Origin of the sequence: Conexibacter sp. SYSU D00693, assembly GCF_017084525.1 — a bacterium.
Lineage (GTDB): Bacteria > Actinomycetota > Thermoleophilia > Solirubrobacterales > Solirubrobacteraceae > Baekduia.
In genome coordinates this window covers 249441-274673 of record NZ_CP070950.1, presented here as the reverse complement: position 1 = coordinate 274673, position 25233 = coordinate 249441, and the positions used below count along the sequence as shown (strand labels likewise).

Annotated in this window: 26 protein-coding genes; 11 read left to right on the top strand and 15 right to left on the bottom strand. The window is 74.8% G+C overall.

Features of this window, described 5'->3' with window-relative positions:
- Positions 1-63: 63 nt before the first annotated feature.
- From JUB12_RS01390 to JUB12_RS01350, 9 genes are read right to left on the bottom strand one after another with little or no spacing between them, the layout of a single operon-like run.
- Entirely contained in the window at positions 64-495 is a 432-nt protein-coding gene (locus JUB12_RS01390) for a hypothetical protein (protein ID WP_205697826.1), read from the bottom strand.
- A complete protein-coding gene (locus tag JUB12_RS01385) occupies positions 492-1631 on the bottom strand; it encodes a YbdK family carboxylate-amine ligase (protein ID WP_205697825.1) in 1140 nt (379 codons plus the stop codon). Before JUB12_RS01385 ends, JUB12_RS01390 begins: the two co-directional genes overlap by 4 nt.
- Positions 1628-2269: a redox-sensing transcriptional repressor Rex gene (locus JUB12_RS01380; protein WP_205697824.1), complete on the bottom strand. Its 642-nt coding sequence runs from the start codon at positions 2267-2269 to the stop codon at positions 1628-1630. The genes JUB12_RS01385 and JUB12_RS01380 overlap by 4 nt, the downstream gene beginning before the upstream one ends.
- Positions 2266-2502 (bottom strand): glutaredoxin family protein, encoded by a 237-nt coding sequence (locus tag JUB12_RS01375; RefSeq protein ID WP_241004384.1) that lies wholly within the window; start codon positions 2500-2502, stop codon positions 2266-2268. Before JUB12_RS01375 ends, JUB12_RS01380 begins: the two co-directional genes overlap by 4 nt.
- Positions 2503-2536: 34 nt before the next feature.
- Positions 2537-3532: a tRNA (adenosine(37)-N6)-threonylcarbamoyltransferase complex transferase subunit TsaD gene (gene tsaD, locus JUB12_RS01370; RefSeq protein WP_205697822.1), complete on the bottom strand. Its 996-nt coding sequence runs from the start codon at positions 3530-3532 to the stop codon at positions 2537-2539.
- Positions 3529-4065, bottom strand: coding sequence for a ribosomal protein S18-alanine N-acetyltransferase (rimI, locus tag JUB12_RS01365; RefSeq protein ID WP_205697821.1), 537 nt, complete (start codon positions 4063-4065; stop codon positions 3529-3531). Before rimI ends, tsaD begins: the two co-directional genes overlap by 4 nt.
- Positions 4062-4736, bottom strand: coding sequence for a tRNA (adenosine(37)-N6)-threonylcarbamoyltransferase complex dimerization subunit type 1 TsaB (gene tsaB / locus JUB12_RS01360; RefSeq protein WP_205697820.1), 675 nt, complete (start codon positions 4734-4736; stop codon positions 4062-4064). Before tsaB ends, rimI begins: the two co-directional genes overlap by 4 nt.
- On the bottom strand, positions 4733-5149 hold the full coding sequence (gene tsaE / locus JUB12_RS01355; RefSeq protein WP_256436576.1) for a tRNA (adenosine(37)-N6)-threonylcarbamoyltransferase complex ATPase subunit type 1 TsaE: 417 nt from the start codon (positions 5147-5149) through the stop codon (positions 4733-4735). Before tsaE ends, tsaB begins: the two co-directional genes overlap by 4 nt.
- 4 nt (positions 5150-5153) lie before the next feature.
- A complete protein-coding gene (locus JUB12_RS01350; RefSeq protein ID WP_205699848.1) occupies positions 5154-5522 on the bottom strand; it encodes a hypothetical protein in 369 nt (122 codons plus the stop codon).
- 105 nt (positions 5523-5627) lie between these two features.
- Here JUB12_RS01350 and JUB12_RS01345 point away from each other — a divergent pair, with 105 nt between their 5' ends.
- Positions 5628-6623 carry an LLM class flavin-dependent oxidoreductase gene (locus JUB12_RS01345; RefSeq protein WP_205697819.1) on the top strand — a complete coding sequence of 332 codons (996 nt, stop codon included), beginning with the start codon at positions 5628-5630 and terminating at the stop codon, positions 6621-6623.
- Between the two features lie 49 nt (positions 6624-6672).
- On the opposite strand, the gene JUB12_RS01340 is transcribed toward JUB12_RS01345, so the two are convergent.
- Positions 6673-8130, bottom strand: coding sequence for an alkaline phosphatase (locus JUB12_RS01340; protein WP_205697818.1), 1458 nt, complete (start codon positions 8128-8130; stop codon positions 6673-6675).
- A gap of 165 nt (positions 8131-8295) precedes the next feature.
- Here JUB12_RS01340 and JUB12_RS01335 point away from each other — a divergent pair, with 165 nt between their 5' ends.
- On the top strand, positions 8296-8841 hold the full coding sequence (locus JUB12_RS01335) for a hypothetical protein (protein WP_205697817.1): 546 nt from the start codon (positions 8296-8298) through the stop codon (positions 8839-8841).
- On the opposite strand, the gene JUB12_RS01330 is transcribed toward JUB12_RS01335, so the two are convergent.
- Positions 8838-9521, bottom strand: coding sequence for a uracil-DNA glycosylase (locus tag JUB12_RS01330; RefSeq protein WP_205697816.1), 684 nt, complete (start codon positions 9519-9521; stop codon positions 8838-8840). The genes JUB12_RS01335 and JUB12_RS01330 overlap by 4 nt on opposite strands.
- A gap of 117 nt (positions 9522-9638) precedes the next feature.
- Between JUB12_RS01330 and JUB12_RS01325 the strand changes: the two genes are divergently transcribed.
- The 7 genes from JUB12_RS01325 (at position 9639) to JUB12_RS01295 (ending at position 14601) form a co-directional block, all read left to right on the top strand.
- Positions 9639-10373: a DUF2520 domain-containing protein gene (locus JUB12_RS01325; protein WP_241004383.1), complete on the top strand. Its 735-nt coding sequence runs from the start codon at positions 9639-9641 to the stop codon at positions 10371-10373.
- Positions 10370-11239, top strand: a complete 870-nt coding sequence (gene panC, locus JUB12_RS01320) for a pantoate--beta-alanine ligase (protein ID WP_205697815.1) — start codon at positions 10370-10372, stop codon at positions 11237-11239. The genes JUB12_RS01325 and panC overlap by 4 nt, the downstream gene beginning before the upstream one ends.
- Entirely contained in the window at positions 11239-11622 is a 384-nt protein-coding gene (panD, locus tag JUB12_RS01315; protein WP_205697814.1) for an aspartate 1-decarboxylase, read from the top strand. Before panC ends, panD begins: the two co-directional genes overlap by 1 nt.
- A gap of 16 nt (positions 11623-11638) precedes the next feature.
- Positions 11639-12517: a 3-methyl-2-oxobutanoate hydroxymethyltransferase gene (panB, locus tag JUB12_RS01310; RefSeq protein ID WP_205697813.1), complete on the top strand. Its 879-nt coding sequence runs from the start codon at positions 11639-11641 to the stop codon at positions 12515-12517.
- A gap of 90 nt (positions 12518-12607) precedes the next feature.
- Positions 12608-13234: a DUF47 domain-containing protein gene (locus tag JUB12_RS01305; protein WP_205697812.1), complete on the top strand. Its 627-nt coding sequence runs from the start codon at positions 12608-12610 to the stop codon at positions 13232-13234.
- Between the two features lie 23 nt (positions 13235-13257).
- Positions 13258-14361 (top strand): inorganic phosphate transporter, encoded by a 1104-nt coding sequence (locus tag JUB12_RS01300; protein ID WP_205697811.1) that lies wholly within the window; start codon positions 13258-13260, stop codon positions 14359-14361.
- 3 nt (positions 14362-14364) lie between these two features.
- On the top strand, positions 14365-14601 hold the full coding sequence (locus tag JUB12_RS01295) for a hypothetical protein (RefSeq protein WP_205697810.1): 237 nt from the start codon (positions 14365-14367) through the stop codon (positions 14599-14601).
- On the opposite strand, the gene JUB12_RS01290 is transcribed toward JUB12_RS01295, so the two are convergent.
- On the bottom strand, positions 14598-15245 hold the full coding sequence (locus JUB12_RS01290; RefSeq protein WP_205699847.1) for a DapH/DapD/GlmU-related protein: 648 nt from the start codon (positions 15243-15245) through the stop codon (positions 14598-14600). The two genes, JUB12_RS01295 and JUB12_RS01290, sit on opposite strands and share 4 nt — an antisense overlap.
- Positions 15242-16624 (bottom strand): hypothetical protein, encoded by a 1383-nt coding sequence (locus tag JUB12_RS01285; protein ID WP_205697809.1) that lies wholly within the window; start codon positions 16622-16624, stop codon positions 15242-15244. The genes JUB12_RS01290 and JUB12_RS01285 overlap by 4 nt, the downstream gene beginning before the upstream one ends.
- 161 nt (positions 16625-16785) lie before the next feature.
- On the opposite strand from JUB12_RS01285, the gene JUB12_RS01280 reads away from it, so the two are divergent.
- A complete protein-coding gene (locus JUB12_RS01280) occupies positions 16786-17958 on the top strand; it encodes a LysM peptidoglycan-binding domain-containing protein (RefSeq protein ID WP_205697808.1) in 1173 nt (390 codons plus the stop codon).
- A 689-nt stretch (positions 17959-18647) separates the two neighbouring features.
- Here the strand turns inward: JUB12_RS01280 and uvrA are convergent.
- Entirely contained in the window at positions 18648-21593 is a 2946-nt protein-coding gene (gene uvrA, locus JUB12_RS01275; RefSeq protein WP_241004382.1) for an excinuclease ABC subunit UvrA, read from the bottom strand.
- Between the two features lie 103 nt (positions 21594-21696).
- Between uvrA and JUB12_RS01270 the strand changes: the two genes are divergently transcribed.
- Complete coding sequence (locus JUB12_RS01270) at positions 21697-22410, top strand: hypothetical protein (protein ID WP_205697807.1); 714 nt, start codon at positions 21697-21699, stop codon at positions 22408-22410.
- Here JUB12_RS01270 and JUB12_RS01265 read toward each other — a convergent pair.
- The gene (locus JUB12_RS01265; RefSeq protein ID WP_205697806.1) at positions 22407-25175 is read right to left on the bottom strand and encodes a PxKF domain-containing protein; all 2769 of its coding nucleotides are present in this window, start codon (positions 25173-25175) and stop codon (positions 22407-22409) included. The two genes, JUB12_RS01270 and JUB12_RS01265, sit on opposite strands and share 4 nt — an antisense overlap.
- Between the last annotated feature and the right edge of the window lie 58 nt (positions 25176-25233).

Below are 25233 nucleotides of genomic sequence, written 5' to 3'. Positions count from 1 at the left end.
ACCGCACGACCGGAGGCAGATGCAAGGGCGCGGGGTCGCGTCGGACGCCCGCGCCCCGGACCGCTACTGGCCCGGCACCCAGAGACGCCCGCTCGAGGGCGGGCGCTGGGGCGGCTGCTGCGGCGCCGGCCCGGCGGGTCCCTGGGCCGGGGGCTCGCCCTGGCCCTCGGGCGCAGCGCCCGCGCCTCCGGTCTCCTGCACCCAGGCCATCTGCAGCTGCGAGACGACGTCGCGCACCCGCTGGGCGTCGGGACCCAGGCGGTCCTCGACGAGCGGCAGCACCGCGCTGACGGCGTCGATGGCGAGCTTGACCTGGTCGAGGTCGCGCTCGTCCTCGGTCCCGGGGGCCAGGCCGGCCTTGCGGCCGCCGAGGTTCACGAGCGACACGACGGTCTCGAGCAGCAGGTCGTCGACGCGCAGCTGCTTGACCTGCTGCTCGTAGGCGGCGCGCAGCTCCTCCTCGGTGGGCGGGCGGTCTCCCTGCTGGAAGCTCATGCGGGCACTCCTGTCGCGTAGGTGTCGGCCGTCTCCTGCACCACGGTACGGAAGACCTCGTCCATCGGCGTCCCGGCCGCGATCGCCCGGCGCTGGCGCTGGGCGCCGTTGAGCTCGGGCAGCACCGGCTCGATGCCGGCCTCGGCGCGCACGGGGGCGGTCCAGGCCAGCAGCCGCTCGGCCGCCGCGGCGGCCGGCACGCACTCGCCGAGGCGCTCGAGGTCGAGCAGGTCGCCGTCCTGGCCGTGGCGGATCGCGCGCCAGAGGTTCTCCTCCAGCAGCCGGCCGGGCAGGTCGGGCGCGGGCCGGCCCTCGTCGAGGTCGCGCGCGGCCTGCAGGACGCAGGCGACGATGAGCTGCGCCAGGCCGTCGGACTCCTGGGCGGTGGACTGGGCGTCGCAGATGCGCACCTCCACCGTCCCGAAGGCGATGTGGGGGCGCACGGACCACCAGACCTGGGTGTACTCGACGATGCCGCCGGTCGCGATGAGCAGCTCGAGGTACTCGCGGTAGGCGCGCCAGGAGCCGTAGGCGTCGGGGATCCCGCAGCGCGGGAAGGTCCGGGTGAAGGCCTGGGTGCGCGCGGAGTGCAGGCCGGCGTCGCGGGCGTCCAGGTAGGGCGAGTTGGCGCTGATCGCCAGCAGCTGGGGCAGCACCGCCCGCAGCCGGTCGCAGACCCGCACCGCCCGGTCGAGGTCGCGCACGCCGACGTGGACGTGCAGCGAGAAGGTGTTGTTGCGCCGGGCGACGTACTGGAGGCCCTCGACGACCCGGCGGTAGTGCTCGGTGTCGATGTTGGGCTGCTCGCGGTAGTCGGCCCACGGGTGCGTCCCGGTGGCCCCGAGCGCGACGCCGTGCGCCGTGGCGTGGGCGAAGAGCTCCTTGCGGGCCTCGCGCTGGCGGCTCAGCGCGTCGTGGACGTCCTCGCCGCGGCCCGAGCGGATCTCGATCTCGCTCGAGATGAGCTCCCCGGAGATAGACTCCGCCAGGAGGCCCGTCGCGCTGTCGCGCAGCTCCTCGAAGCGCGGGACGAGGTCGAGCACCTTCGGGTCGAGGAGGGCGAACTCCTCCTCGAGGCCCACGGTGCCGTCGGTGGAGGCGGCGAAGACCTCCTCGGCGGCGTCGAGGTCGATCACGTGAGGTAGAAGTACAGCGCGTAGAGCAGGTCCACGGCGGGCGACGACGTGTGGACCGTGACCTCGGGCGGGACGCGCAGGAGCGTCTCGGAGTAGTTGAAGATGATCTTGACGCCCGCCTCGACCAGGTCGTCGGCCAGCGCCTGGGCCGCCGCGCCCGGGACGGCGAGGACCCCGACGACGATGTCCTCCTCCTCGACGACGTTGCGCAGCTCGTCGACGTGGCGGACGTGCTGGCCGCCGACCTCGCGGCCGACCTTCTTCGGGTCGGCGTCGAAGATCGCCACGACGCGGAAGCCGTGGTCGGCGAAGATGTCCGAGGAGGCGATGGCGCGGCCCAGGTGGCCCGCGCCGAACAGGGCGATGTTGTGCTGGCCGGCGGTGCGCAGGATCCCGCGGATCTGCGTGAGCAGGCCGTCGACGTTGTAGCCGACACCGCGCTTGCCGAACTTCCCGAACCCGCTGAGGTCGCGACGGATCTGGGTGGAGTTCACGTGCGTGTAGTCGCTGAGCTCCTGGGAGGAGATCGTCTCCTTGCCCATCTTCTTGGCCTGCGTCAGGACCTGCAGGTACCGCGACAGACGGGCCGCGACGCCCAGCGAGAGGCGTTCTGGGGTGGCGGCGCCGTTCACGCTCATGTGGACCGCAGCGTACCGGTCACGGCGCGGACCTCCTGCGCTCCGAAGACCAGCTCGAGGCGCTCCTCGCCGTCCACCTCGAGCACGGGGATCCGCTCCAGCATGCGCTTGAAGAGCTCGTCGTCGGCCTCGATGTCACGGCGCTCGAACGGGATGCCGAGCTCCTGCAGGAGCGCCTCGGCGTCCTCGCAGAGGTGGCAGCCCGGACGGCCGTAGAGGACGACCGCCGTCACCAAGAAGGTGATGTCGAAGGAGAGGTCACAGACATCACAGCCCCCGGGACCCCGTCGGGTAGGCGTCGAGCGCCAGGTGCTCGGGGAACGGCACGGCGGGCAGGAACCGGGCGGCCGAGCCGATCATCGCCGCGTTGTCGGTGCACAGGGCGCGGGGCGGGACCGTCAGCGGCACGCCGAGGCCGGCCAGGCGCTCGCGCAGCGGCCCGTTGGCCGCGACCCCGCCACCCAGCGCCAGCGCGGGCAGGGCGGTCTGCTCGAGCGCGCGCTCGCAGCGGCGGGCGAGCTGCTCGACGATCGCGCGCTGGTAGGAGGCGGCGAGGTCGGCCGCCTGCGCCTGCGCGGCCTCCTCCCCCAGGTCGCGCACGCGGTACAGCAGCGCCGTCTTCAGGCCCGCGAAGGAGAAGTCGAGGCCGGCCACCTTCTCCGCGGTCGGGAACGCGTGGGCGTGCGGGTCGCCGCCCGCGGCGAGGCGCTCGAGGTGCGGCCCGCCGGGGAAGGGCAGCCCGAGCAGCCGTGCGCCCTTGTCGATCGCCTCACCCGCGGCGTCGTCGAGGGTCGCCCCGAGCACCGTGAAGGACGCGTGGTCCTCGACGCGCGCGAGGAACGTGTGGCCGCCCGAGGCGATGAGGCACAGGAACGGCGGCTCGAGCGGCCGGAGGTCCTCCAGGCGCAGGAAGTTCGCGGCGACATGGCCCTGGAGGTGGTCGACGGGGCACAGCGGCAGCCCGCGCGCGGCGGCGATGCCCTTGGCGGTGCTGAGGCCGACGAGCAGCGCGCCGACGAGCCCGGGGCCGGCGGTCGCGGCGACCAGCGAGACGTCGTCGAGCGTGATGGCGGCCTGGCGCAGGGCGTCCTCCACGACGAGGTTGGCCAGCTCGAGGTGGTGGCGGCTGGCGACCTCGGGGACGACGCCGCCGTAGGCGTCGTGCACGCCCTGGGAGGAGATGACGTTCGCGCGCAGCTCGCCGTCGTGGGTCACGACCGCGGCGCAGGTGTCGTCGCACGAGCTCTCGAGCGCGAGGATCATCGGGGCAGCTGGCCGGGCGGAGCGGCGTTGGGGACGTCGTCGAGGCTGCCGCGCAGCGTGGCCGGCGTGCGCCACATGATCAGGGCGTCCTCCCCGTTGTCCTGGTAGTAGCGCCGCCGGGTGCCGGCGGCCACGAAGCCGTGGCGCTCGTAGAGGCGGATGGCCCCGGTGTTCGACGGGCGCACCTCGAGCGTGTAGCGGGCCGAGACGTCGCGCACGCGCTCGAACAGCGCCAGCAGCAGCGCGTCGGCGATGCCCTGACGGCGCAGTGTCGGGTCGACCGCGACGTTCATGACGTGCCAGACGGTGTCGTAGCGCGAGCACACGCAGTAGCCGACGATGCGCCCGTCGCGCTCGGCGGCCAGGCACCAGCCCGCGGGCTTCGAGAGCTCCAGCACGAACATCGCCAGCGACCAGGGCGTCGGGAACGCGCGGCGCTCGATGGCGATGACCTGCGGGAGGTCCGCGTACGTGAGCCGCCGGATCTCGAGCGGGGCGGCGGCGGGCGGGTCTTCCTGGGGGGCGGCGGTCACGCGCGCGGGGTGGCGTCGGGCGGCCGGACGTACTCCGGGACGAGCGCGTCGCGCGTGACCGCGGGCGCCGTGGCGGCCAGCCGGCAGAGGGCCGCCGCGCCGACGGCGTGCCGCGGGTCCTCGTCGTCGGGGACCAGCGCGCCCACCGCCTCGAGCCGGTCCCGTGATCGTACTGCGCCGTCCCCGCAGGCCAGCCACGCGCCGGCCGCCACCGACGGCAGCTCCGCGAGCCGCTCGGGCCGCCAGGCCGCGGGCTCCAGGACGGGCTCCCCACCCGCCCACGCGGCGACGAACAGCTCGCCGCGCCGGGCGTCCAGGCAGGCCAGGACGGGACCGTCGTGCGGGCCGGCCGCGACGGCCAGCGCCTCCAGCGTGGACACGGCCGCGAGCTCGGCGCCGCCGGCCTGCGCGAGCGCCCGGGCGGTGGCCACGCCGATGCGCAGGCCGGTGAACGTGCCGGGCCCGACGCCGGCGCCGATGCGGTCCAGGTCGGCGAACGCCAGGCCCGCCTCGTCGAGCGCGGCGGCGGCGAGCGGGAGCAGCTCGCGCACGTGGCCGGGGCGCTCGCCCGGCCCGGGGTCGTGCCGGCGCTCGGCCACCAGCTCACCGTCGCGCGCGACGCCGACCACGGTCGACGGCGTCGCGGTGTCGAGCGCCAGCAGGACGCTCACGGGGCGAGGTCCTCGACCACGATGGTCCGCTCCTGCTCCCCGGCGTGCTCGAGCAGCACGCGGGCGCGGATGCGCGGCAGCTCGGGGCGCGCCACGTCGGGCCACTCGACGAAGGCGACGGCGTCGGGCGTCAGGTAGTCGTCCAGCAGCGCCGGGTCCTCCCCCTCGAGGCCCGCGAGGCGGTGGAGGTCCAGGTGCGAGACGGCGACGCCCTCGCCCTCGTAGCGGCGCCCGAGCGTGAAGGTGGGGCTCGTGACGCGGCCGGTGACGCCCAGCGCGCGCGCTGCCCCGCGCACGAACGTCGTCTTGCCCGCGCCCATCTCCCCCTCGACCAGCACGACGTCGCCCGGCGCGAGGCCGGCCGCCAGCCGGGCGCCGGCGGCCTCGGTCTCCGCGGCAGAGGCGGACGTCAGGGAGCTAGAAGCGCTCAGGGGCGGTCTTGAGGCGCAGGCCCAGGCCGGACAGCAGCACGGTGGCGCCGAGCAGGCCCACGGCCCACGCGTCGAAGCCCGTGTCGGGCAGCTGGTCGGGGCCCGCCTCGGTGGAGGTGGTCCTGGTCGTGTCGCCCGCGTCCGAGCCGCCGCCCTCCCGGTCGGAGGGCTCGTCCTCGGGCTCGAGCGGCGGTGCGTCGTCGGTGACGTCCGGCGGGTCGACCTGCGGGCTCTGCGAGACCGGCGGCAGGCTCTCGGGCGACGGGATCGTCTGCGCGGTCGCCGCGGGCACGCCGAGCGCGCCCGTCGCGAGGACGGCGCAGAGCAGCGCGAGACGGCGGTGGGCGGCAACCACGGCGGGGCGGGATTCTAGGCGCCTCGGCGGTCTTCCTCCCGGGCGTCCGCGGTTCGCCGCCGAATCGGCGCACGCGCGCGCGACGTGGCGGGTAGCCGCAACGGCATGACCCAGTTCTGGTTCGCCGCGTCCACGGAGGAGTTCCCGCCCTCGCAGATGGTGGAGCAGGCCACCGCTGCCGGGAAGGCGGGCTTCGACGGCCTCGCCACCTCCGACCATTTCGCGCCGTGGTTCCCCGAGGGCGCCGGCACCAGCGCCTGGGCGGTGCTCCCGGCGATGGCCTCGCAGGTGCCCGACGGCCCGTTCGGCACGGCCGTGACGCCGATCGTCCACCACTACCACCCGGGCTTCGTCGCGCAGTACTGGATGTCGCTCGAGGAGCTGTTCCCCGGCCGGCCCTACCTCGGGGTCGGCTCCGGCGAGGCGCTCAACGAGGTGCCGCTGGGCCTCGACTGGCCCGAGCCGGGCGAGATGCTCGAGCGCTTCGACCAGGGCCTCGACGCGATCTGGCGGCTGTGGCACGGCGAGACGGTGACGATGGACGCCGGCTGGTTCCGGCTCAAGGAGGCCAAGCTCTACACCCGCGCGGGCGACCGGCGCCCCCGGATGTACGTCTCGGCCTTCGGCCCGAAGGCGGCGGCGATCGCCGGCAAGCGCGGCGACGGCCTGTGGACCCTGGGCGATCCCGACAGCGCGCCGGAGGTCATCGACGCCTACAAGGAGGCCTGCGAGCGCCACGGCAAGGAGGTCGGCGAGATCATCGTCCAGTCGGGCTTCCACCTCTCCGACGACGAGCAGGAGGCGATCGCGCACGCCCGCAAGTGGAAGGCGACCCAGCTCGACGAGGTCTACCTGCGCGACCTGCACGACCCGGCCGAGATGACCGCCAAGGCCCACGCGCAGATGAGCGACGAGGAGTTCGCCAAGGAGGGCTTCATGGTCGGCGCGGACGCCGGGGAGCAGGTCGAGCGCATCCGCCAGATGCAGGAGCTCGGCGCCACCGTCGTCTGCCTGCAGCTCATGGGCGACCACGACCCGCTGGGGTCGATCCGCCGCTACGGCGACGAGGTCCTGCCCGCCCTGCGCAAGACGCCGGTCTGAGCCGGCCTGGGGTGGAAGGTGCCAGGCACCTTCCACCCGGCAGCCAGGACTAGCGGGACGGGTTCGGCGTCCCCGCGGGGGCCTTGGTGCGGCCCTGCGCCGGGAGGTCCAGCGCGTCGCGGAAGATGTCGAAGTGGTCCGTGTCGTCGGTCAGGCCGACGAACTCGCCGGCCGACGGCCCGTAGGCCACGACCCGGACCTCGGAGCCCTCGTGCTGCTGCGACGCCCCGGCAGCGCCCGTGCTCGGGTTCGGGCACGGCGTGCTGGTGGCGAAGTTGAGCTGCAGCACCGCGTCCTCCTTCGTGCGCAGCCGGCTCGAGCAGCCGGGCGGGTTCGTGCCCGCCTGGACGATCTGCGTCGAGTGCGCGTGGTCGCCGGTGACCACCACCAGCGTGTCGCCACGCTCCTTGGCGAAGTCGAGCGCCAGCTTGACCGCGCGGTCGAAGGCGACCGTCTCGCCGATGGCCTCGCACGGCTCGGCCGCATGCTCGCGCTTGTCGATCGACGCGCCCTCGACCTGGAGGAAGAAGCCCTTCTCCGCGCCGCGGCCCGGTCGGGTGAGGGCCTGCAGCGCCTTGCGCTCCATCTCCACCAGGCTCGGCTCGCTCGCCGGCCGGGCGGGGTTGGCCTCGTTGCAGACCTGCCCGGTGGCCGGGCCCGTGGGCGGGTTGGACGCCGGGATGCCGTCCCACTCGACCTCGAGGTTGCCGCCGTTGGTGGTCTGGTTGTCGAACAGGCCGAGCAGCGGCTTGTCCAGCGGCGCGCTCTGGAGGTCCGAGCGGGTGCGCAGGACCCGGTAGCCCGCCTTCTCGGCCTTCGAGAGGACCGTCTCGCCGTCGTCGGCCGTCTGCGCGTACCGGCTGGAGCCGCCGCCGAAGATCACCTCGATGCCCTTGGTGATCGACTGCTCGGAGATGGAGCCGGGGCCGCCGGCGCTGCGGCGGTAGGTCGGGCAGGCGGCCATGTTCTGCGGGCCCTGGCAGCCGCGCGCCGGGACGTGGGCCATCTGCACGGCGGGGGTCGCGTCGGTCACGTCGGCCGTGGTGACGTTGCCGGTCCGCAGGCCCTTGCGCTCGGCCAGCTCGAAGAGGTTCTCCGGATCGCCGTAGGGCGTGTCGTCGCCCGGGACGGTGTCGATGCGCGCGTCGGAGGTCTTGAAGCCCGTGGCCCAGGCGGTGCCGGTGGAGGCGGAGTCCGGGTCGTAGTCCGGCAGGTTCGGGGGCGCCTCCTCCACGGAGTGCGTGGTCTTGTCGCCGGTGAGCAGGAAGCCGTCGAGCCCGGGCAGCTTGCCGTCCGCGCCGACCTGGTAGTCGCGCGTCGCGGTGATGATGCGCTCGTCCATGCCGTCGCCGATGAGCAGGATCACGTTGCGGGCGCGGTCCTCCTTCTTGGCCTGGGCGACGACCTCGGCAGAGCGGCCGTCCTTGTCGGCCACGGCGACGCCGGTGACGGCGACGCCGCAGGCGGTGACGGCGGCCGCCAGGGCCGTCGTGCGGGTGAACTTCAAGGCAGGTTCCTCCAGAGGGGGTGATGGGGTTGCCGCCCGCGATCCTTCGGCGCGCTCCTCGCGGGGTGGTGACCGGCCGGTGAAGGCGGACCGCCTGGTCCGCGTGCGTGCCGTTCACACGGCGGCAACCTGGCCGGCGCCGGGGTCTGCGAGTGGTGCCGGGCGATGCTGCTGCGCCCCGTCGTGCTCATCCCCCTCGCCGCCGTGCTCGCCGCCGTCCTGGCCATGGTGGCGACGCGTGCCGGGGGCGGCGACGAGCCCAAGGCGGTCCGCTCGGGGGCGGTGCCCGAGCTCAGCTACGACGACCCGGAGCCCGCCGGCGCGCCCCCGTCGCAGGCCGAGATCCGCGCCGCCGGCGGCAACGGGGCGTTCGTCGCGCGCGGCGTCGACCTCCTGGGAAGCACCCGGGCCGACGTCCGGCGCCTGGCCGGTGCCGACGCCCACGGCACGCAGCTCGCCGTCGTGGGCCTGGCCGGCGAGCGCGGGTTCTTCGTGCGCGCCGGCAGCGGGACGCTCTACGTCACCCGTCCGGCCGGGCGCGAGCACGACGAGGAGCACGCGCACGAGTTCGCCGCGGGCGACGTCGTCGCCGTGGCCGGCCGGGTGCGCCGCGCGACCGGCGACGTGCCGGGCATCGGGGGCGCCCGGGAGCGCGCCGTCCGCGAGCGCGGCTTCTGGGTGCAGGCCGTCTCGCTCGAGCCGGTGCTCTAGAAGAGCCCGAGCTGCAGCGGCGCATCGGCCGCATCCTCGACGACCGCCGCCGGTGCGGGGTCGGCCGGGACCCCCGCGTCGAGGCGCTCGGGCGCGCCGAGCGCCAGCAGGGCGGGGATCCGTGCGACGTCCTCGCGCAGGACGCCCATCTGGCTGGGCGTGTAGAGCGCGGCCGCGGGGTGCAGGAGCGGCAGGAGCCGCACCCCGACCCCGCCCACCGTGCGGACCTCCGCGCGCCCGTGCACGCGGGTGATCGGTGCCGGGTCGCCGCGCAGGAGCTTCGTCGCGAGGCCGCCGAGCGTGGCCACCACCACCGGACGCACGAGGGCGACCTGGGCCTCGAGCCAGGCGCGGCACGTGTCGGCCTCGCCCGGGGTCGGCTCGCGGTTCTGCGGCGTCCGGCACTGCACGGCGGTCGTCAGGAAGACCTGCCCGGGGCCGAGGCCGACCTCGGCGAGGAGCTCGTCGAGCAGCGCGGCCGGACGGCCGGTGAGCGGGACGCCGCGCGCGTCCTCCGCAGGGCCGGGCCCGTCGGCCACGACCATCAGCGGGACGTCCACCGCGCCGCCGCCCGGGACGACCTGCGTGCGCGAGGCGTGCAGCGGGCAGCGGACGCACTCGCGCGCCTCCGCGAGCAGCTCCTCGAGGGCGCTGCGACGCTCGTCGACGGACACCGTCACGGCATCCAAGGCTAGAGGTGTCACGCGGCTGGAAGGGCGGGGTACACTTCGCGACACACCCGTCAGGTTCGCGACCGGCATCCCCCGACCAGAGGGGAGCTGGACCGAGAGACGCCAGTGACCACCTTCAGCCACCGCATGGCCGTGATCGGCCGTGGCCGCCTGGGCGGCGCCCTCTGCCGTGCGCTGCGCGACGCCGGCCTGCCCGTCGACGGTCCCCTCGGCCGCGGCGCCGACGCCGCCGGCGCCGACGTGGTCCTGCTCGCCGTGCCCGACGGCGCCATCGCCGACGCCGCCGCGTGCGTCGCGCCGCGCGAGGGGCTGCTGGTGGGCCACTGCAGCGGTGCGACGACGCTCGAGCCGCTCGCCGGGCACGAGGCCTTCTCGCTGCACCCGCTCATGACCGTCACCGGGCCGGAGAGCGTCCTGGCCGGGGCGGGCTGCGCGGTCGCCGGTGCCACCGACCGCGCGCGCCGGACCGCCCTCGCGCTGGGCCAGGCGCTGAGCATGCGCCCCGTCACGGTCGCCGACGGCGACCGCGCGGCCTACCACGCGGCCGCCTCGATCGCCTCGAACTTCCTCGTCGCCCTCGAGGACCTCGCCGAGCGCCTCGCCACCACCACGGGGACCTCGCGCGAGGTGCTCGTCCCGCTCGTGCGCGCGACGGTCGACGGCTGGGCCGCCAAGGGCGCGGACGCGCTGACCGGCCCCATCGCCCGCGGCGACGCCGCCACCGTGGCTCGCCAGCGCGCCGCCGTGGCCGAGCGCCTGCCCGCCGAGGACCTCGAGCTCTTCGACGCCCTCGTCACCGCGACGCAGCGCGTCGCCGACCGCGGGGCGGTGGCGGCGTGAAGACGGTGCGCACCGTGGCCGACCTGCGCGCCGCGCTGCAGCCCCCGCGGCGGGCCGGGCGCACGATCGGGCTCGTCCCGACGATGGGCGCGCTGCACGACGGCCACCTCGAGCTCATCCGCCGCGCCCGGGCCGGCTGCGACGAGGTCGTCGTCTCGCTCTTCGTCAACCCCGCGCAGTTCAACGACCCCGGCGACCTCGACGCCTACCCGCGCGACGAGCGGCGCGACGCGGACCTCGCGGCGCAGGCGGGCGCCGACCTCCTCTTCGCCCCGCCGGTCGGCGAGGTCTACCCCCCGGGCTTCGCGACGAAGGTCGTCGTGAGCGGCCCGCTGACCGAGACGCTCGAGGGCGCCCACCGGGGGCCCGAGCACTTCCACGGCGTGACGACCGTCGTGACCAAGCTGCTGTGCATGTGCCTGCCCGACGTGGCGTTCTTCGGCCAGAAGGACGCGCAGCAGGCCCTCGTGGTCCGCCGCCTCGTGCGCGACCTCGACCTGCCGGTGCACATCGAGACGGTGCCGACCGTCCGCGAGGACGACGGCCTGGCCCGCTCGAGCCGCAACGTGCACCTCCAGGGCGCCGACCGCGACCGCGCCGTCGCGCTGAGCCGCGCGCTGCGCGCCGCCGAGGGCGCCGTCGCCGCCGGGGAGCGCGACGCCGCCGCCGTGCGCGAGCGCGCCCTGGCCGCCATGACCCACTTCGACGTCGAGCCCGAGTACCTCGCGCTCGTCGACCCGGAGACCCTCGAGCCCGTCGCGGAGGTCGACGGCGAGCCGGTGCTCGTCGCGGTCGCCGCCCACGTGGGCTCGACCCGCCTCATCGACAACACCCTCCTGACCCCCTCACCTGGAGCCCCTCGCTGATGCAGCGCACCATGCTGAAGTCGAAGATCCACCGCGCGACGGTGAGCGACTGCGACCTGCACTACGTGGGGTCGATCACGATCGACCCCGACCTCCTCGAGGCCGCCGACATCCTGCCCCACGAGCAGGTCCACGTCGTCGACGTCGACAACGGCGCCCGCTTCGAGACCTACACGATCGAGGGCGAGCGCGGCTCGGGCGACATGAAGGTCAACGGCGCCGCCGCCCGCCTCGTGCACCGCGGCGACACGATCATCGTCATCTCCTACGCGCAGATGGACGAGGCCGACCTCGAGCACTACGAGCCCCGCGTGGTCCACGTGGAGGCCGAGACCAACCGGATCATCGACGTGGACGCCGCGGTCGCGACGCTCCTGACCTGAGAGGACGCGTGAGGACATGAGCACCGCCCCGCTCACCAGCGACCACCTCCCCGTCACCCTCCCGCGGCTGCTGGAGAAGAAGCACCTCGGCGAGCCCCTGGTGATGGTGACCGCCTACGACTACCCCTCGGCCCTCGCGGCCGACAAGGCGGGCGTCGACCTCGTCCTCGTGGGCGACTCCGGCGCCATGACCGTCCTGGGCTACGAGTCGACCGTCCCGGTGTCGCTCGACGAGCTGCTCATGCTGGCCAAGGCGGTCCGGCGCGGCCTGCGCACCCCGTTCCTGGTCGGCGACCTGCCCTTCGGCTCCTACGAGGTCTCCGACGAGCAGGCGATCACGACCGCCATGCGCTTCGTCAAGGAGGCGGGCTGCGACGCGGTGAAGCTCGAGGGCGGCGGCCCGACGTCGGTCGCGCGCGCCCGCGCGATCGTGGCCGCGGGCATCCCGGTGATGGGCCACGTCGGCCTCACCCCGCAGACCGCCACCGCGCTCGGCGGCTACCGCGCCCAGGGCCGCACGGCGACCGCCGCGACCCGCGTGGCGGCCGAGGCCGTCGCGCTGCAGGAGGCCGGCTGCTTCTCGATCGTCTTCGAGGCGATCCCGAGCGCCGTCGCCGCGGCGATCATGCCGCGCATCCAGGTCCCGGTCATCGGGATCGGCGCGGGCCCGGCGGTGGACGGGCAGGTCCTGGTCTTCCACGACCTGCTGGGCATCCGCGAGGGCCGCGGGGCGAAGTTCGTCCAGCGCTACGCGGACATCCTCTCCGAGATGGAGGCCGGCGTGCGGGCCTACGCCGCCGACGTGCGCAGCCGCCGCTACCCCGGTCCGGAGCACGGCTACTCGATGCCCGACGAGGAGCTCGAGGCCTTCCAGCACCAGCTGGCGCAGCTCTAGGAGGTCCCCGATCGCCCCGCCCGGCAGCGCGGCGGGGCGATCGACGGGGCAGCAGGACCCTTCACACCGCTTTCACCTACGCTGCGCCGCGTGAGTCGGCTCTCCCAGGTCTTCGCCCCGCGCGACCGCGAGTTCTTCGACCTCTTCGAGGAGCAGGCGGGCAACATCGCCCGCGCCGCCGACCTCCTCGACCAGATGCTCGCCACCTGGCCGGAGCGCTCCGAGCTCGCCCGGGACATCCTCGTCTGCGAGCAGGAGGGCGACCGGATCACCCACGACGTGATCCACCGCCTCAACCAGACGTTCGTCACGCCGATCGACCGCGAGGACATCCTCGAGCTGGCCTCGGCCCTCGACGACGTCGTGGACTACACCGAGGAGGTCGCCGACTACCTCGGGCTCTACCGGATCGAGGCGCCGATGGAGCAGGCGGTGCGCCAGGCGCATCTGCTCGTCCAGGCCACGCGGCAGATCCGCGAGGCGATGCCCCGGCTGCGGGGCTTCCAGGGCCTCAGCCACTACATCGTCGAGATCCACCGGATCGAGAACGACGGCGACCGGGTGACGCGGGAGGCCATGGCCTCCCTCTTCGAGGGTGGGATCGACCCGATGGTCGTCATCCGGTGGAAGGACGTCTTCGAGCGCCTCGAGAGCGCGATCGACGCCTGCGAGAAGGTGGCGAACGTCCTCGAGGGCATCGTCATCAAGAACACCTAGGACGAAGGCGGCAGGTCGCTCCCATGTCCGAGGACGTCGTCCTGGTCATCGTCGTCATCACGGCGCTGGCGTTCGACTTCACCAACGGCTTCCACGACACCGCCAACGCGGTCGCCACGTCGATCAGCACGCGGGCGATGTCGCCGCGGCTGGCCGTGGGACTCGCCGCGATCCTGAACTTCGCCGGCGCCTTCATCTCGCTCGAGGTCGCCGCCACGGTGGCCGGTGGCATCGTGGAGTCCGACGTCATCACGACGCAGATCGTCTTCGGCGGGTTGATCGGCGCGATCGCCTGGAACCTCGCGACGTGGTGGTTCGGCCTGCCGTCGAGCTCGTCGCATGCGCTCATCGGCGGCGTCGTCGGCGCGGCGTTCGTGGCGGCCGGCCCCGACGCGGTCCTCGGCGACGGGCTGCTCGAGAAGGTCGTCATCCCCGCGCTCGTCGCGCCCACCCTCGCCTTCCTGGTGGCCGGCATCTCGATCCTCGTGACCTACCGGCTCGTCGGCCGCCAGCGCCCGGGGGTGGTCAACCGCGGCTACCGGCTGGGCCAGGTCATCACCGGGTCGATGTTCTCGCTGGCGCACGGCACCAACGACGCGCAGAAGACGATGGGCATCATCACCCTCGCGCTCATCGCCTCCGGGCACCTGGACGCCGACGGGTTCGACGTGCCGTTCTGGGTCATCTTCAGCTCGGCGGCCGCCATCGCCGCGGGCACGTACTCCGGCGGCTGGCGGATCATCAAGACGATGGGCAGCCGCATCATCAAGATGGACCCGGCCCAGGGCTTCTCGGCCCAGGCCTCGGGGGCGGCGGTCGTGCTCACCGCCTCGCACCTCGGCTTCCCGCTCTCGACGACGCACGTCATCTCCGGCGGCGTCATGGGCGCCGGCGCGGCCAAGCGCCTCTCCGCCGTCCGCTGGGGCGTCGCGGGCAACATCGTCATCGCCTGGGTGCTGACGCTGCCGTGCGCGGCGGCCATCGGCGGCCTGGCCTACGGGGTCAGCCGGATCTTCGGCGAGGGCGCGCTCGGGCCGATCGTCGTGGCGCTCGCCGTCACCGGCCTCATCGCGGCGGCCTTCGGCTCGCGCGTGCGCCGTGGGCCGGCGATCACGGCGGAGGCCTAGCCGGTGCCGTTCGCGGAGATCGAGTGGGGCAAGCTCGGCGAGCTGCTGTGGGCGGCGCCGATCGCCAGCCTCGCCGTGTCCATCGTCTTCGCGCTGGTCATCGTCGGCGCCGCACGCGCCTCAGAGGCGCGCCGCGAGGGCGCCCTCGGACTGGCGGCGGCGTTCACGGCGATGACCGCGGTGGCCTTCCTGGGCTTCGCGGGCTGCGTCGTCTTCGGGATCTACGTCATCACGGCCTAGCCGCCGACGGGCTCGTCGCGTCGCGGCTCCGGCTCGGCGGGCGCGTCGTAGCGGATCGTCCGCAGGACCCTGGCCGGCGCCCCGGCGGCGATCGAGAACGGCGGGAGGTCCGTCGTCACCACGGAGTTGGCGCCCACGACGCAGCGCTCGCCGATGGTCACGCCGCTCGTCACGACGACGTTGGCCCCGCACCACACGTCGTCCCCGATGCGCGTCGGGCCCTTGGACGTGAAGCCCTGCCACGGCACCGGCATGTCCGGGTCGCTGAAGCGGTGGTTGCCGTCGGTGACGAAGGAGCCGTTGGCGAACATGCAGTGCCGGCCGATCTCGACGAGGTCGACGGCGGCGACCTGGACGCCGAGGTTGAGGAACGTCCCCTCGCCGATGCGGATCCGGCCGGAGCCGGTGAGCCAGACGCCCGGCTCGAAGTGCACCTGGGGCCCGAGCTCGAGGCGGCCGTCGCGCAGCATGTCCAGCACGTCGCCGTGCAGCGGCCAGCGGGCGAAGGCGCCGCGGCGCGCGAGCTCGAGGTGCAGGCGGGCGCGGTTGTGGGGCAGCGTGCCCCGCTGGAACCAGCGCCACTTCTGCCACCACAGCAGGGCGCGGTCGCGCGGCAGGCCGAGGAGGCCGCCGGCCCGGCTCACCGGTCCTGCTCGGGCGGCAGCTCGCGCCGCGCGGGCTGCTGGGTCTCGGTGAGCATGCGGTGCAGGTGCTCGGCGATCTCCTGCGCGGTGCCCTCGTGGCCGCCCGCGCGCAGCCGCGCCTGGACGGAGCTGATCGACGTGCGGTCGTTGAGGTCGCGCTGGGCGGACTGCAGCTGCTGGCCGATGGTGTTGCCGAGGTCGCGCAGGCGCTGCTGGGCGTCGCGGACCGCCTCGTTGAGCGCCTTGCCCTCGATCGCGGCGAGGTCGGCCTGGGCGCGCGCCTCGCGCAGCAGGGCCTCGGCCTGCTGACGGGCCTCGGTCTGGGCCTCGCGGACGGTGCGCCGCGCGTCGGCGAGCTCCTTCTCCGCCGCGATGCGCAGCTTGTCGGCCTCGCCGCGGGCGTCGGCGAGCAGGCGCTGGGCCTGCTCCTCGGCGGCCTTGCGGACCTCGCCGGCCTGCTGGCGCAGCTCGCGCTCGCGGGCGGCGACGCGCTCCTGCACCGTACGTTCGGCCGACGCGCGCGCCTCCGCGGTGACCTTGGTGGCCTCCTCGGTGGCGGCGGCGCGCACGGCCTCGGCCTCGCGGCGCGCGGCGAGCTTGAGCTGGTCGGCCTCGCCGCGGGCCTCCTGGAGCAACGCCTCGGCCTGCTCGCGGGCGGCGTTGAGCTCGCTCTGCGCGCGCTCGCGCGTCTGGGCGAGGATCGATCGGCCCTGGGCCTTGGCCTCCTCGACGACCGCCGCGGCGTCGCGCTGCACCCGGGCGCGCTCCGCGTCGAGCTCGTCCTCGGCGCCGGAGGAGATCGTCTCGGCCTGCTGGCGCGCCTCGCGCACCAGGCGGCTGGCGTCCGAGCGCGCCTCCTGGCGCAGGGCCTCGGCGTCGCGAGCCGCGTCGGCGACCAGCGCCTGGCCGTCCTCGCGCGCGTCCTGGAGGATCCGCTCGGCCTCGGCGCGCGCGTCGGCGAGGACCGGCGGCTCGGGCTGGTCCGCCGTGGCGCGGTCGCGGGCGTCGGCGAGGATGCGCTCGGCCTCCTCGCGCGCCTCGGCGATCGTCTGGGCGGCGATGCGGGTGGCCTCGTCGATGGCCTCCGGCGCGGGCGGCGCCTCGGGCTCGAGCGCCGGCTGCTCGACCGTCGCCTGCACCGGGGCCTCCTCGGTCTCCGCGGCCGGCACGGGGGCGCCGTTGCCGTTGGCGGGCTCCTCGGGCAGGTCGGCGACGAACGGCCGGTGGCGGACGGTCAGCTCGTAGCCGCGCGTGCCGTCGCCCAGCCGGATCTCCCGCTCGGTGACGACCTCGATCCGGCCGAAGCGCAGCGTCAGGTCCGTCAGCAGGGCAGACCGGTCGGGTCCGGTGACGGTGACGACAGAGGGATCGGCGGCCATCTGGAGCCGTCACCGTACCGGGTGGCACAGCGGCGGGGGCGGCGCGCGCCCGGCGGCCATCTCCCCTGCACCTGCGCGAGAGGCCGCGCACGCCGCGTTGCAGGTCCCCGTAAGCCGGTGCGACGCGTGTCGGGCTGCGCGTGCGCGGCAACACGGAGCGCGTGCCTCTGCCCTGTCCGAAGTCCCTCCTCCCCCTCGCCGCGGCCCTCGCGGTCCTCCCCGTCGCGCCGGCCTCCGCGCACGTCGCCCACACCGTCGCGCCCGGCGAGACGCTCTCCGGCATCGCCGCGGCCGCCGGCGTCAGCACCGCCGCGCTGGCCTCGGCCAACGGCCTGGCGCCCGACGCGTTCGCGATCGCGGGGGCGACCCTGCAGGTGCCCGACGCGGGCACGGCCGCGGCGGCCGCGCCATCGGCCCCGGCGAGCACCGCGTCCTCGGGCGCCGCGGCCACCACCGGGGGCGGTGGGCACCTCGTCCGGGTCGGCGAGACGCTCAGCGGCATCGCGGCGGCCAACGGGCTGAGCACGGCGGCGCTCGCCGCCGCCAACGGGCTGCAGCCCGACGCGTTCGTGATCGAGGGCACGACGCTGCGCATCCCGCCCGCGGGGACGAGCACCGCGCAGGCCGCCCCGGGCACGGCGTCCGCTGCAGCGGGCTCGGGCTCCGGCTCCTCGGGGACCTCGCCGATCAGCGGCTACCGGGTGCGCCTGGGTGACACGCTGAGCGCCGTCGCGGCGCGCCACGGCGTCTCGACCTCCGCGCTCGCCGCCGCCAACGGCCTGGCCGAGCGCGGGGTCCTGCTCGCCGGCACCGTCCTGCGCCTTCCGGGCGGCGGGACCGCGGTCGCCTCGCCGCCCACGGTGAGCAGCGGCTCGTCCTCGGGTGCCGGCAGCGCGTCGGGTGCGGCCGGCTCGGGCGGCCCCTCGGCCACCCCGGGCCGCGTGACCGCGTCGGAGATCTCGTCCATCGCCGCCGAGCACGGCGTCCCCGGCTCGCTCGCCGCCGCGATCGCCTGGCAGGAGAGCGGCTTCAACAACGCGATGACCTCCGTCGCCGACGCCCGCGGCGTCATGCAGATCCTCCCCGGCACCTGGGAGTGGATCAACGGCTCGCTCGCCGGCGGCCGCCGTCTCGACCCGGGCTCCGCCCAGGACAACGTCCGCGCGGGCTCGCTCTTCCTCGGCCAGCTCCTGCGCGAGACCGGCGGCGACCCGGCGATGGCCGCCGCCGGCTACTACCAGGGCCTCGCGTCCGTCCGGCGCATCGGGATGCTGCCGTCGACGAAGCAGTACGTGGCGAACGTGCTGGCGCTGCGGTCGCGGTTCGGGGGGTGAGGCGCGGCGCGAGCGAGCGCGCCGCGGGGTCGCGGCGCGCTCGTGGGCGGGCTTGTGGCCGGCTCGTGGGCGGGCTCGCGACGGGAACGCGGTGCGCTCGCGTCCTCCGTGAGGCGGCGCGGCGGGCACGGATGACGGTGAGTGGGGAGTTGCGCTCGCCATGCGAGCGCAACTCCCCACTCACGGTTGGGCAGACGCGTTCGCGATCGGCCGGGGCGTTGACCCTGCAGTTCGGTCTCGCAGGAAGTGCCGAACGACAGGCTCGTGGTCGACAACGCCTCGCGTCCGCCGCGGACGCGGGCCGTTCCCCTCCTCGGTGCCCGTCGTCGAGCGCCCGAAGGCCCAGACTGCCGCGAGCGGGACGCCGGCGCGCCTGGAGCTCCGCTCGACCGCGACCTTGCAGTTCGGTCGCCCAGGGAGTGCCGAACGACAGGGTCGCGGTCGCTCGGGCCCGAACGGCCGGCCCGGCACGCCTCACGTCCGCCGCGGACGCGGGCCGTTCCCCTCCTCGGTGCCTGTCGTCGAGCGCCACGAAGGCCCAGCCGGCCTCGGACGGGACGCCGGCGCGCCTGGAGCTCCGCTCGACCGCGATCCTGCAGTTCGGTCTCTCACCGAGCGCCGAACGACAGGGTCGTGGTCGGTCAGGCCCGAACGGCTTCGCTCGGGCACCCGCCCCGCGCGGCCGACCCCTACGCCGCGGCCTTGGCCTTCGTCGCGCGCGGCTTCGCGCCGTTGCCGTTCCCGTTGGCGGCGCCCTTCGCGCCGCCACCCCGCCGCGCCTTGGGCGCCGCGGGCGTCACGAGATCCGCGAGGAAGGCACCGGTGTGGGAGCCCGGGGTGCCCGCGACCTCCTCGGGCGTGCCGGCGGCGACGACGGTGCCGCCCTCCTCACCGCCCTCGGGGCCCATGTCGATGATGCGGTCGGCCGTCTTGATGACGTCGAGGTTGTGCTCGATGACCACGACGGAGTTGCCCTGGTCGACGAGGCGGTGCAGGACGTGCAGGAGGCGGTCGACGTCGGCGAAGTGCAGGCCGGTCGTCGGCTCGTCGAGGATGTACAGCGTCGAGCCCGTCGCGATCTTCGCCAGCTCCGTCGCGAGCTTCACGCGCTGGGCCTCGCCGCCGGACAGGGTCGTGGCCGGCTGACCCAGGCGGATGTAGCCCAGGCCGACGTCGCGCAGCGTCTCGAGGCGACGGCGGACCTTCGGGATGTGCTCGAAGAAGTCGACGGCCTCCTCGACGGGCATGTCGAGCACGTCGGCGATCGTCTTGCCCTTGAAGCGGATGTCGAGCGTCTCGCGGTTGTAGCGCTTGCCGCCGCACTGCTCGCACGGGACGTAGACGTCGGGCAGGAAGTGCATCTCGATCTTGATCTGGCCGTCGCCGCGGCAGACCTCGCAGCGCCCGCCCTTGACGTTGAACGAGAAGCGCCCCGCCTTGTAGCCGCGCGCCCGCGCCTCCTGGGTCTTGGAGAAGAGGTCGCGGATGACGTCGAACAGGCCCGTGTAGGTCGCCGGGTTGGACCGCGGCGTGCGGCCGATGGGCGACTGGTCGACCTGGATGATCTTGTCGAGCTGGTCGAGCCCGGTGACGCCGCGGTGGGCACCGGGGCGCTGGCGCGCGCGGTGCAGCTTGTTGGCGACCGCCTTGAAGAGCACCTCGTTGACGAGCGTCGACTTGCCCGAGCCCGAGACGCCCGTGACGCACGTCAGCGTGCCGAGCGGGACCTTGACGTCGACGCCCTTGAGGTTGTGCTGCGTGGCCTTCTTGACCTCGAGGTAGCCCGACGGCGTGCGGCGCTTGGCCGGCACCTCGATGCGCTTGGCGCCGCTGAGGTACTGGCCGGTCAGTGAGCTCTTGACCCGCATGACCTCCTTGGCCGTGCCCGCGGCGATGACCTTGCCGCCGTGCTCGCCGGCGCCCGGCCCCATGTCGACCAGGTGGTCGGCCGCGTGCATCGTCTGCTCGTCGTGCTCGACGACCAGGACGGTGTTGCCGAGGTCGCGCAGCCGCTCGAGCGTCCCGATGAGCTTCGTGTTGTCGCGCTGGTGCAGGCCGATCGACGGCTCGTCCAGGACGTAGAGCACGCCGACGAGCGCCGAGCCGATCTGCGTCGCCAGGCGGATGCGCTGGGCCTCGCCGCCCGACAGCGTCGCCGCCGCGCGGTCCATCGACAGGTAGCCGATGCCGACGTCGTCCAGGAAGCGCAGGCGCTCCTCGATCTCGCGCAGGATGAGGCGGGCGATGTGGCGCTCGGTGTCGGTCAGCTCGACCTCGTCGAGCCACGCCCGGGCGCGCTTGACCGAGAACGACGAGTACTCGTGGATCGCGACGCCGCCGACGAGCACCGCGCGCGACTCGGGCCGCAGGCGCGAGCCCTTGCACGCCGGGCACGGCACCATCGACATGTACTCCTCGATCTTCTCGCGCTGGTGCTCGGAGTCCGTCTCCCGGTACCGGCGCTCGAGGTTCGGGACGATCCCCTCGAACGACGTCGAGTACGTGCGCCGCCGCCCGTAGCGGTTGCGGTAGGTGATCGTGAGCCGCTCGCCGTTGCAGCCGTGCAGGAAGAGGTCCTGGTGGTCGGAGGGCAGCTCCTCCCAGGGCAGCTCGAGGTCGACGCCGTAGCGCTCGGCGATGGCGTCGGTGATCTGCTCGTAGTACTGCGACGACGACCCGGCCCAAGGCGCCAGCGCGCCCTCACCGATCGACAGCGAGGGGTCGGGCACGACGAGCTCCGGGTCGATCTCCATCTGCGACCCCAGGCCCGTGCAGCGGTCGCACGCGCCGTGCGGGTTGTTGAAGGAGAAGATCCGCGGCTCGAGCTCCGGGATCACCGGGCCGTGGTCGGGGCACGCGAACTTCTCGGAGTACAGCGTGCGCTTGGGTGGGCGGGACTCGTCTTCCGCGCGCGGGACGGTCTCGACCTCGACCATCCCGTCGGCCAGGGCGACCGCCGTCTCGATCGAGTCGGCCAGGCGCTTGCGCACCTCGGGGCGCATGACGAGGCGGTCGACGACCACCGACAGGTCGTGCTTGAACTTCTTGTCGAGGACGATCTCCTCGTCGAGCATCCGCAGCTCGCCGTCGACCTCGATGCGCTGGAAGCCCTCGGCCCGCAGCGACTCGAGCATCTTCCCGAACTCGCCCTTGCGCCCCCGGACGATCGGCGCGAGCACCATGAAGCGCTCGCCCTCCGGGAGGTCCATGACCTGGTCGATGATCTGCTCCGCGGACTGCCCCCGCACCGGCTTGCCGCAGATGTGGCAGTGCGGGTGGCCGATGCGCGCCCACAGCAGGCGCAGGTAGTCGTAGATCTCCGTGACCGTGCCGACGGTCGAGCGCGGGTTGCGCGACGTCGTCTTCTGGTCGATGGAGATCGCCGGCGACAGCCCCTCGATCGAGTCGACGTCGGGCTTGTCCATCTGCCCGAGGAACTGGCGCGCGTAGGCGCTGAGCGACTCGACGTAGCGGCGCTGGCCCTCGGCGTAGATCGTGTCGAAGGCCAGCGACGACTTCCCGGAGCCCGAGAGCCCGGTGATCACCGTCAGCGCGTCCCGCGGCAGGGTGAGGTCGACGCCCTTGAGGTTGTGCTCCCGGGCGCCCGAGACGACGATCGCGTCCATCGGCGGCATGCCCGAGCCAGTGTAGAACGCCGAACAGACGTTCCCATCGGTCCTGGCGCAGCTTGTCCGCAACGTGCGGGGATCGGCCGGCCGACCGGGTAGCGCAGAGGACGTGCCGCCCTCCCCCGCCGCCCTCGCCTCCGAGGCCTTCGCCGCCGGCTTCGGCGCCGTCGCCCGCCTGCGCCACGCGCGTGCAGTCCATCCGCACGGCCCCGCCTGGCCGGCCACCGCGACCGTCGGCCCCGTCGACGGCGTCCCCGCCCTCGCGCGACGCCGCGACGTCGAGGCGACCGTGCGCCTGAGCCGGTCCTTCGACGTCGCCGACCACCTCCCGGACGTCCTCGGCGTCGCCGTCCGCCTCCACGACCTCCACGGCCCCGAGCGCCACCAGGACGTGCTCGTCGTCTCCTGCGTCCCCGGACCCGTGGCGAACCCGATCCCGACGCCCTCGCCCGACTGGACGTGGCCGACCTACAGCTCGCTGCTGCCGCTGCGCATCGGCGAGCGCCTCGGGTTCCTGGGCGCGCGCAGCGCCGTGTCCGACGCCGCGAAGGAGGGCCTCGCCGTCGAGGGCGCCCGCCGCGCCGCGGCGCAGGACGGCCTGGCCTTCGACCTCACCTGGGCACCCGTCGGCGGCACGTGGCGCCCGCTGGGCTCCGTCCGCGTCGACGGCCCGGAGCTCAGCGCCGAGCGGGCCGAGGCGCTGCGCTTCGACCCCGTGCTCCACAGCGGACCGGGCCTCCAGCTCGCCGGCCGGGCGCTGCGCGACCTGCGCCGCCGCGCCTACCGCTCGAGCCGCGCCGCGCGCCCGCTGGCCCGGCCCTAGCTCGTGAACCGGAAGCGCACGGTGCGCGTCGTCCCGTCGTCGAGCCCGAGCAGGAGCGCCCGACACGACCCGGCCCACGCGCGCTCCGTGCTCCACGTGTAGGTGAAGCGTGCGAGCGCGACCGAGTACGAGCCCTTGCCCGAGGCCGCGCTCGGCGTCCCGGTCGGCGCGCCCGTCGTGCAGTCGATCGCCACCACCTGCGGGAAGCCGGGCCGCAGCGGCGAGCTGCCGCGGTTGCCGCCCAGCGAGAACGAGACGGACACGTCGGTGCCGGCACGGGCGCTGTTGAAGGCCGGGGGCAGCTGGAGGTCACCCGCGAGGCGGACCGGCCAGCCGGCGGCGAACCGGCGCTCGACCGTCGCGACGTTGCCGACGCTGTCGCCCTGGGTGGCGCGCAGGACGTGCGGGCCCTCCGCGAGCGCGACGCCCACCACCGCCGACCACGCGCCGCCGGGGCCCGGATCGGCGGTGCCGGTCCACACCGGCGTGCCGGTCGCCGCCGTCCCGGCGTAGACCGCGAGCGCGACGAGGTCGGCATCGCGCGCGGCGGTGCCGGCCACCCCGCGGAGTTCGAGGCCCTGGTCGGGCACCGTCTGGCCCTCCGCGGGTGCGGTCACCGACAGCGACGGCGCGGTGCCGTCCACGATGAAGTCCCGCGTCGCCGTGCCGGTGTTCGCGGCGTCGTCGAGCTGCTTGGCGACGGCCTTGTAGGTGCCGTCGGGCAGGGCGACCGTGCCGCTGGCGGCGAACGCGCCCGTCGAGACGTTGCGCGTCGCCGAGAAGCTGTCACGGACCGTCCCGCCCGCGTCCTGGAGCTCGATCGTCACCGTGGCGCTGTCCCCCGCCGCCATCCCGGCGGTGCCCGCGACCTGCGGCGTGCGATCGCTCGTGGCCGCCGGCGGGGCGCTCAGCGAGATCGACGGCGGCGTCACGTCACCGACGGTGAACGTGTGCGGCAGGCTCGTGCCCTGGTTGCCGGCTGCGTCTCGCTGCAGCGCCCGCACCGTCCACGTGCCGGGCAGCAGCGGTCCGGTCGTCGTCGCGGAGAACGACCCGCTCGCCAGGACCGCCGCGGTCAGCGTCCCGTACGGCGTGCCGCTGGCCGTCGAGCCCGAGAAGAGCTGGATCGTGACGGACGGCGTGTCACCGGTCGCCGTGCCCGCGAGGCCGGTCACGGTCAGCGGCTGGGACACCGACAGCGTCGCGCCGTTGGCCGGGGAGGTCACCGACACCGGCGGACGGGTGGTGTCGAGCCGGAACGTCGCGGTGGCGCGACCCACGTTGCCCGCGGGGTCGGTCTGCACCGCCTCGACCGTGTAGGTGCCGTCGGCCAGGGTGGCCGGCTCCCCGCTGAACCGCGCGTCGGCCGGCGCGACCGAGGCGGCCGTGCCGGTGACCGGCGTGCCGGTGGCGGTGGTCCCCGCGTACCAGCGGAGCGTCACCGCGCCCGCATCACGATCGGCGAAGCCGGTGACCGCCTTGGACGTGGTCACGGCGCCGTTGGCCGGGGCCGCGATGGCGACGGCCGGAGCCGTCCGGTCGACGGTGAAGGTCTGCGCCGCCGTGGTGGTCGTGCCGCCCTGGGCGTTGGTCTGGCGTGCGACGACGGCCCACGTCCCCTCAGGGAGGTCCGAGGTCGTGGCCTGGAAGGCGCCGCTGAGCGGCTCGGGGAAGCTCGCCTCGAGCGTCCGGTCGGGCGTGTCGTCGACCGTTCCGCCCTGGAAGAGCAGCACCTGCACGCGTCCGTCGGCGTTGCTGAAGGCGTCCGAGGTGCCCGAGAACGACGGGCCCGGCCCGGTGCCGACGTACGCCGCGACCGTGTCGAGCGTCAGCGCCGGGCCCTCGACGGGCTCCTCGTCGGCGCTGAAGGTGAAGGTGATCGACGGCGAGCCGCTGGTGTCGGTCGTGACTGCGGCGCCGGTCATCGAACCGGTGTGCGACGAGCCGCCGCCCCCTCCACCGCTGTTGACGGTGAGCACCTGTCCGGAGAGGCCCCCGAAGTACCCCGCGCCGCCCCCACCACCGCCGTACCAGCCGCCGCCGCCGCCGGCGCCGGGGATCTGGCTTCCTTCCTCGTTCGCCGGCGCCCCGCTGCCGCCTGCCCCAGCGGTCCCCGGCTGGCCGTCGTCCGTCTCGTACGCGCCGTCGCCCCCGGCGCCACCCGCATCCGCGCCGCCTGGCTGGCCGCCGCCGCCACCGAGCGGCAGGCCGTCGGTGGACTGACCGGCGGCGCCGGCCTCCCCGGCCGCGCCGCCGTTGGCGCCGAAGAGCAGGATGAACGCGTTGCTCGGCGTGCCCCCGCCCCCGCCCCCGGCCACCGCCAGGCGCGGGTCCTGCGCGGTGCCGAGGGCGCCGCACCCCGTCCCGGGCAGGCACGTGCGCACGTCCGACGCGCCGCCGCCCCCTCCGGTGAGGCTCGCGCCCCGGCCGCCGCCGTTGGCGCCGCCCTGGCCGGTGTCGGTGTCGCCGTTGCCACCGACGACCGCGTAGAGCTGCTGGCCGGGAGTGACGGCCAGGGTCCCGGTGACGCGCGCCCCGGAGCCGCCGACGCCGTTGGGCGGGTTGAGGGCGCCGTCCGCGCCCCGGCCACCCACGAGCACCACGTCGAGGCTCGTGACGCCGTCCGGGACGACGAACCCGTGCGTCCCGGGGGTCGTGAAGCTGCAGGGGCTCGAGCAGGTCTGCGCGCTCGCCGCTCCCGGCGCCACCGCGGTCGTCAGCGCCGCTGCCGCGACGCCCATCACCAGCCGTCCCCTCGTGCGCACGTCGAGCCCCCTCGCCGCTGCAGGGACGGACCACCCGTCCCGCGCTCGTGGCAGACGC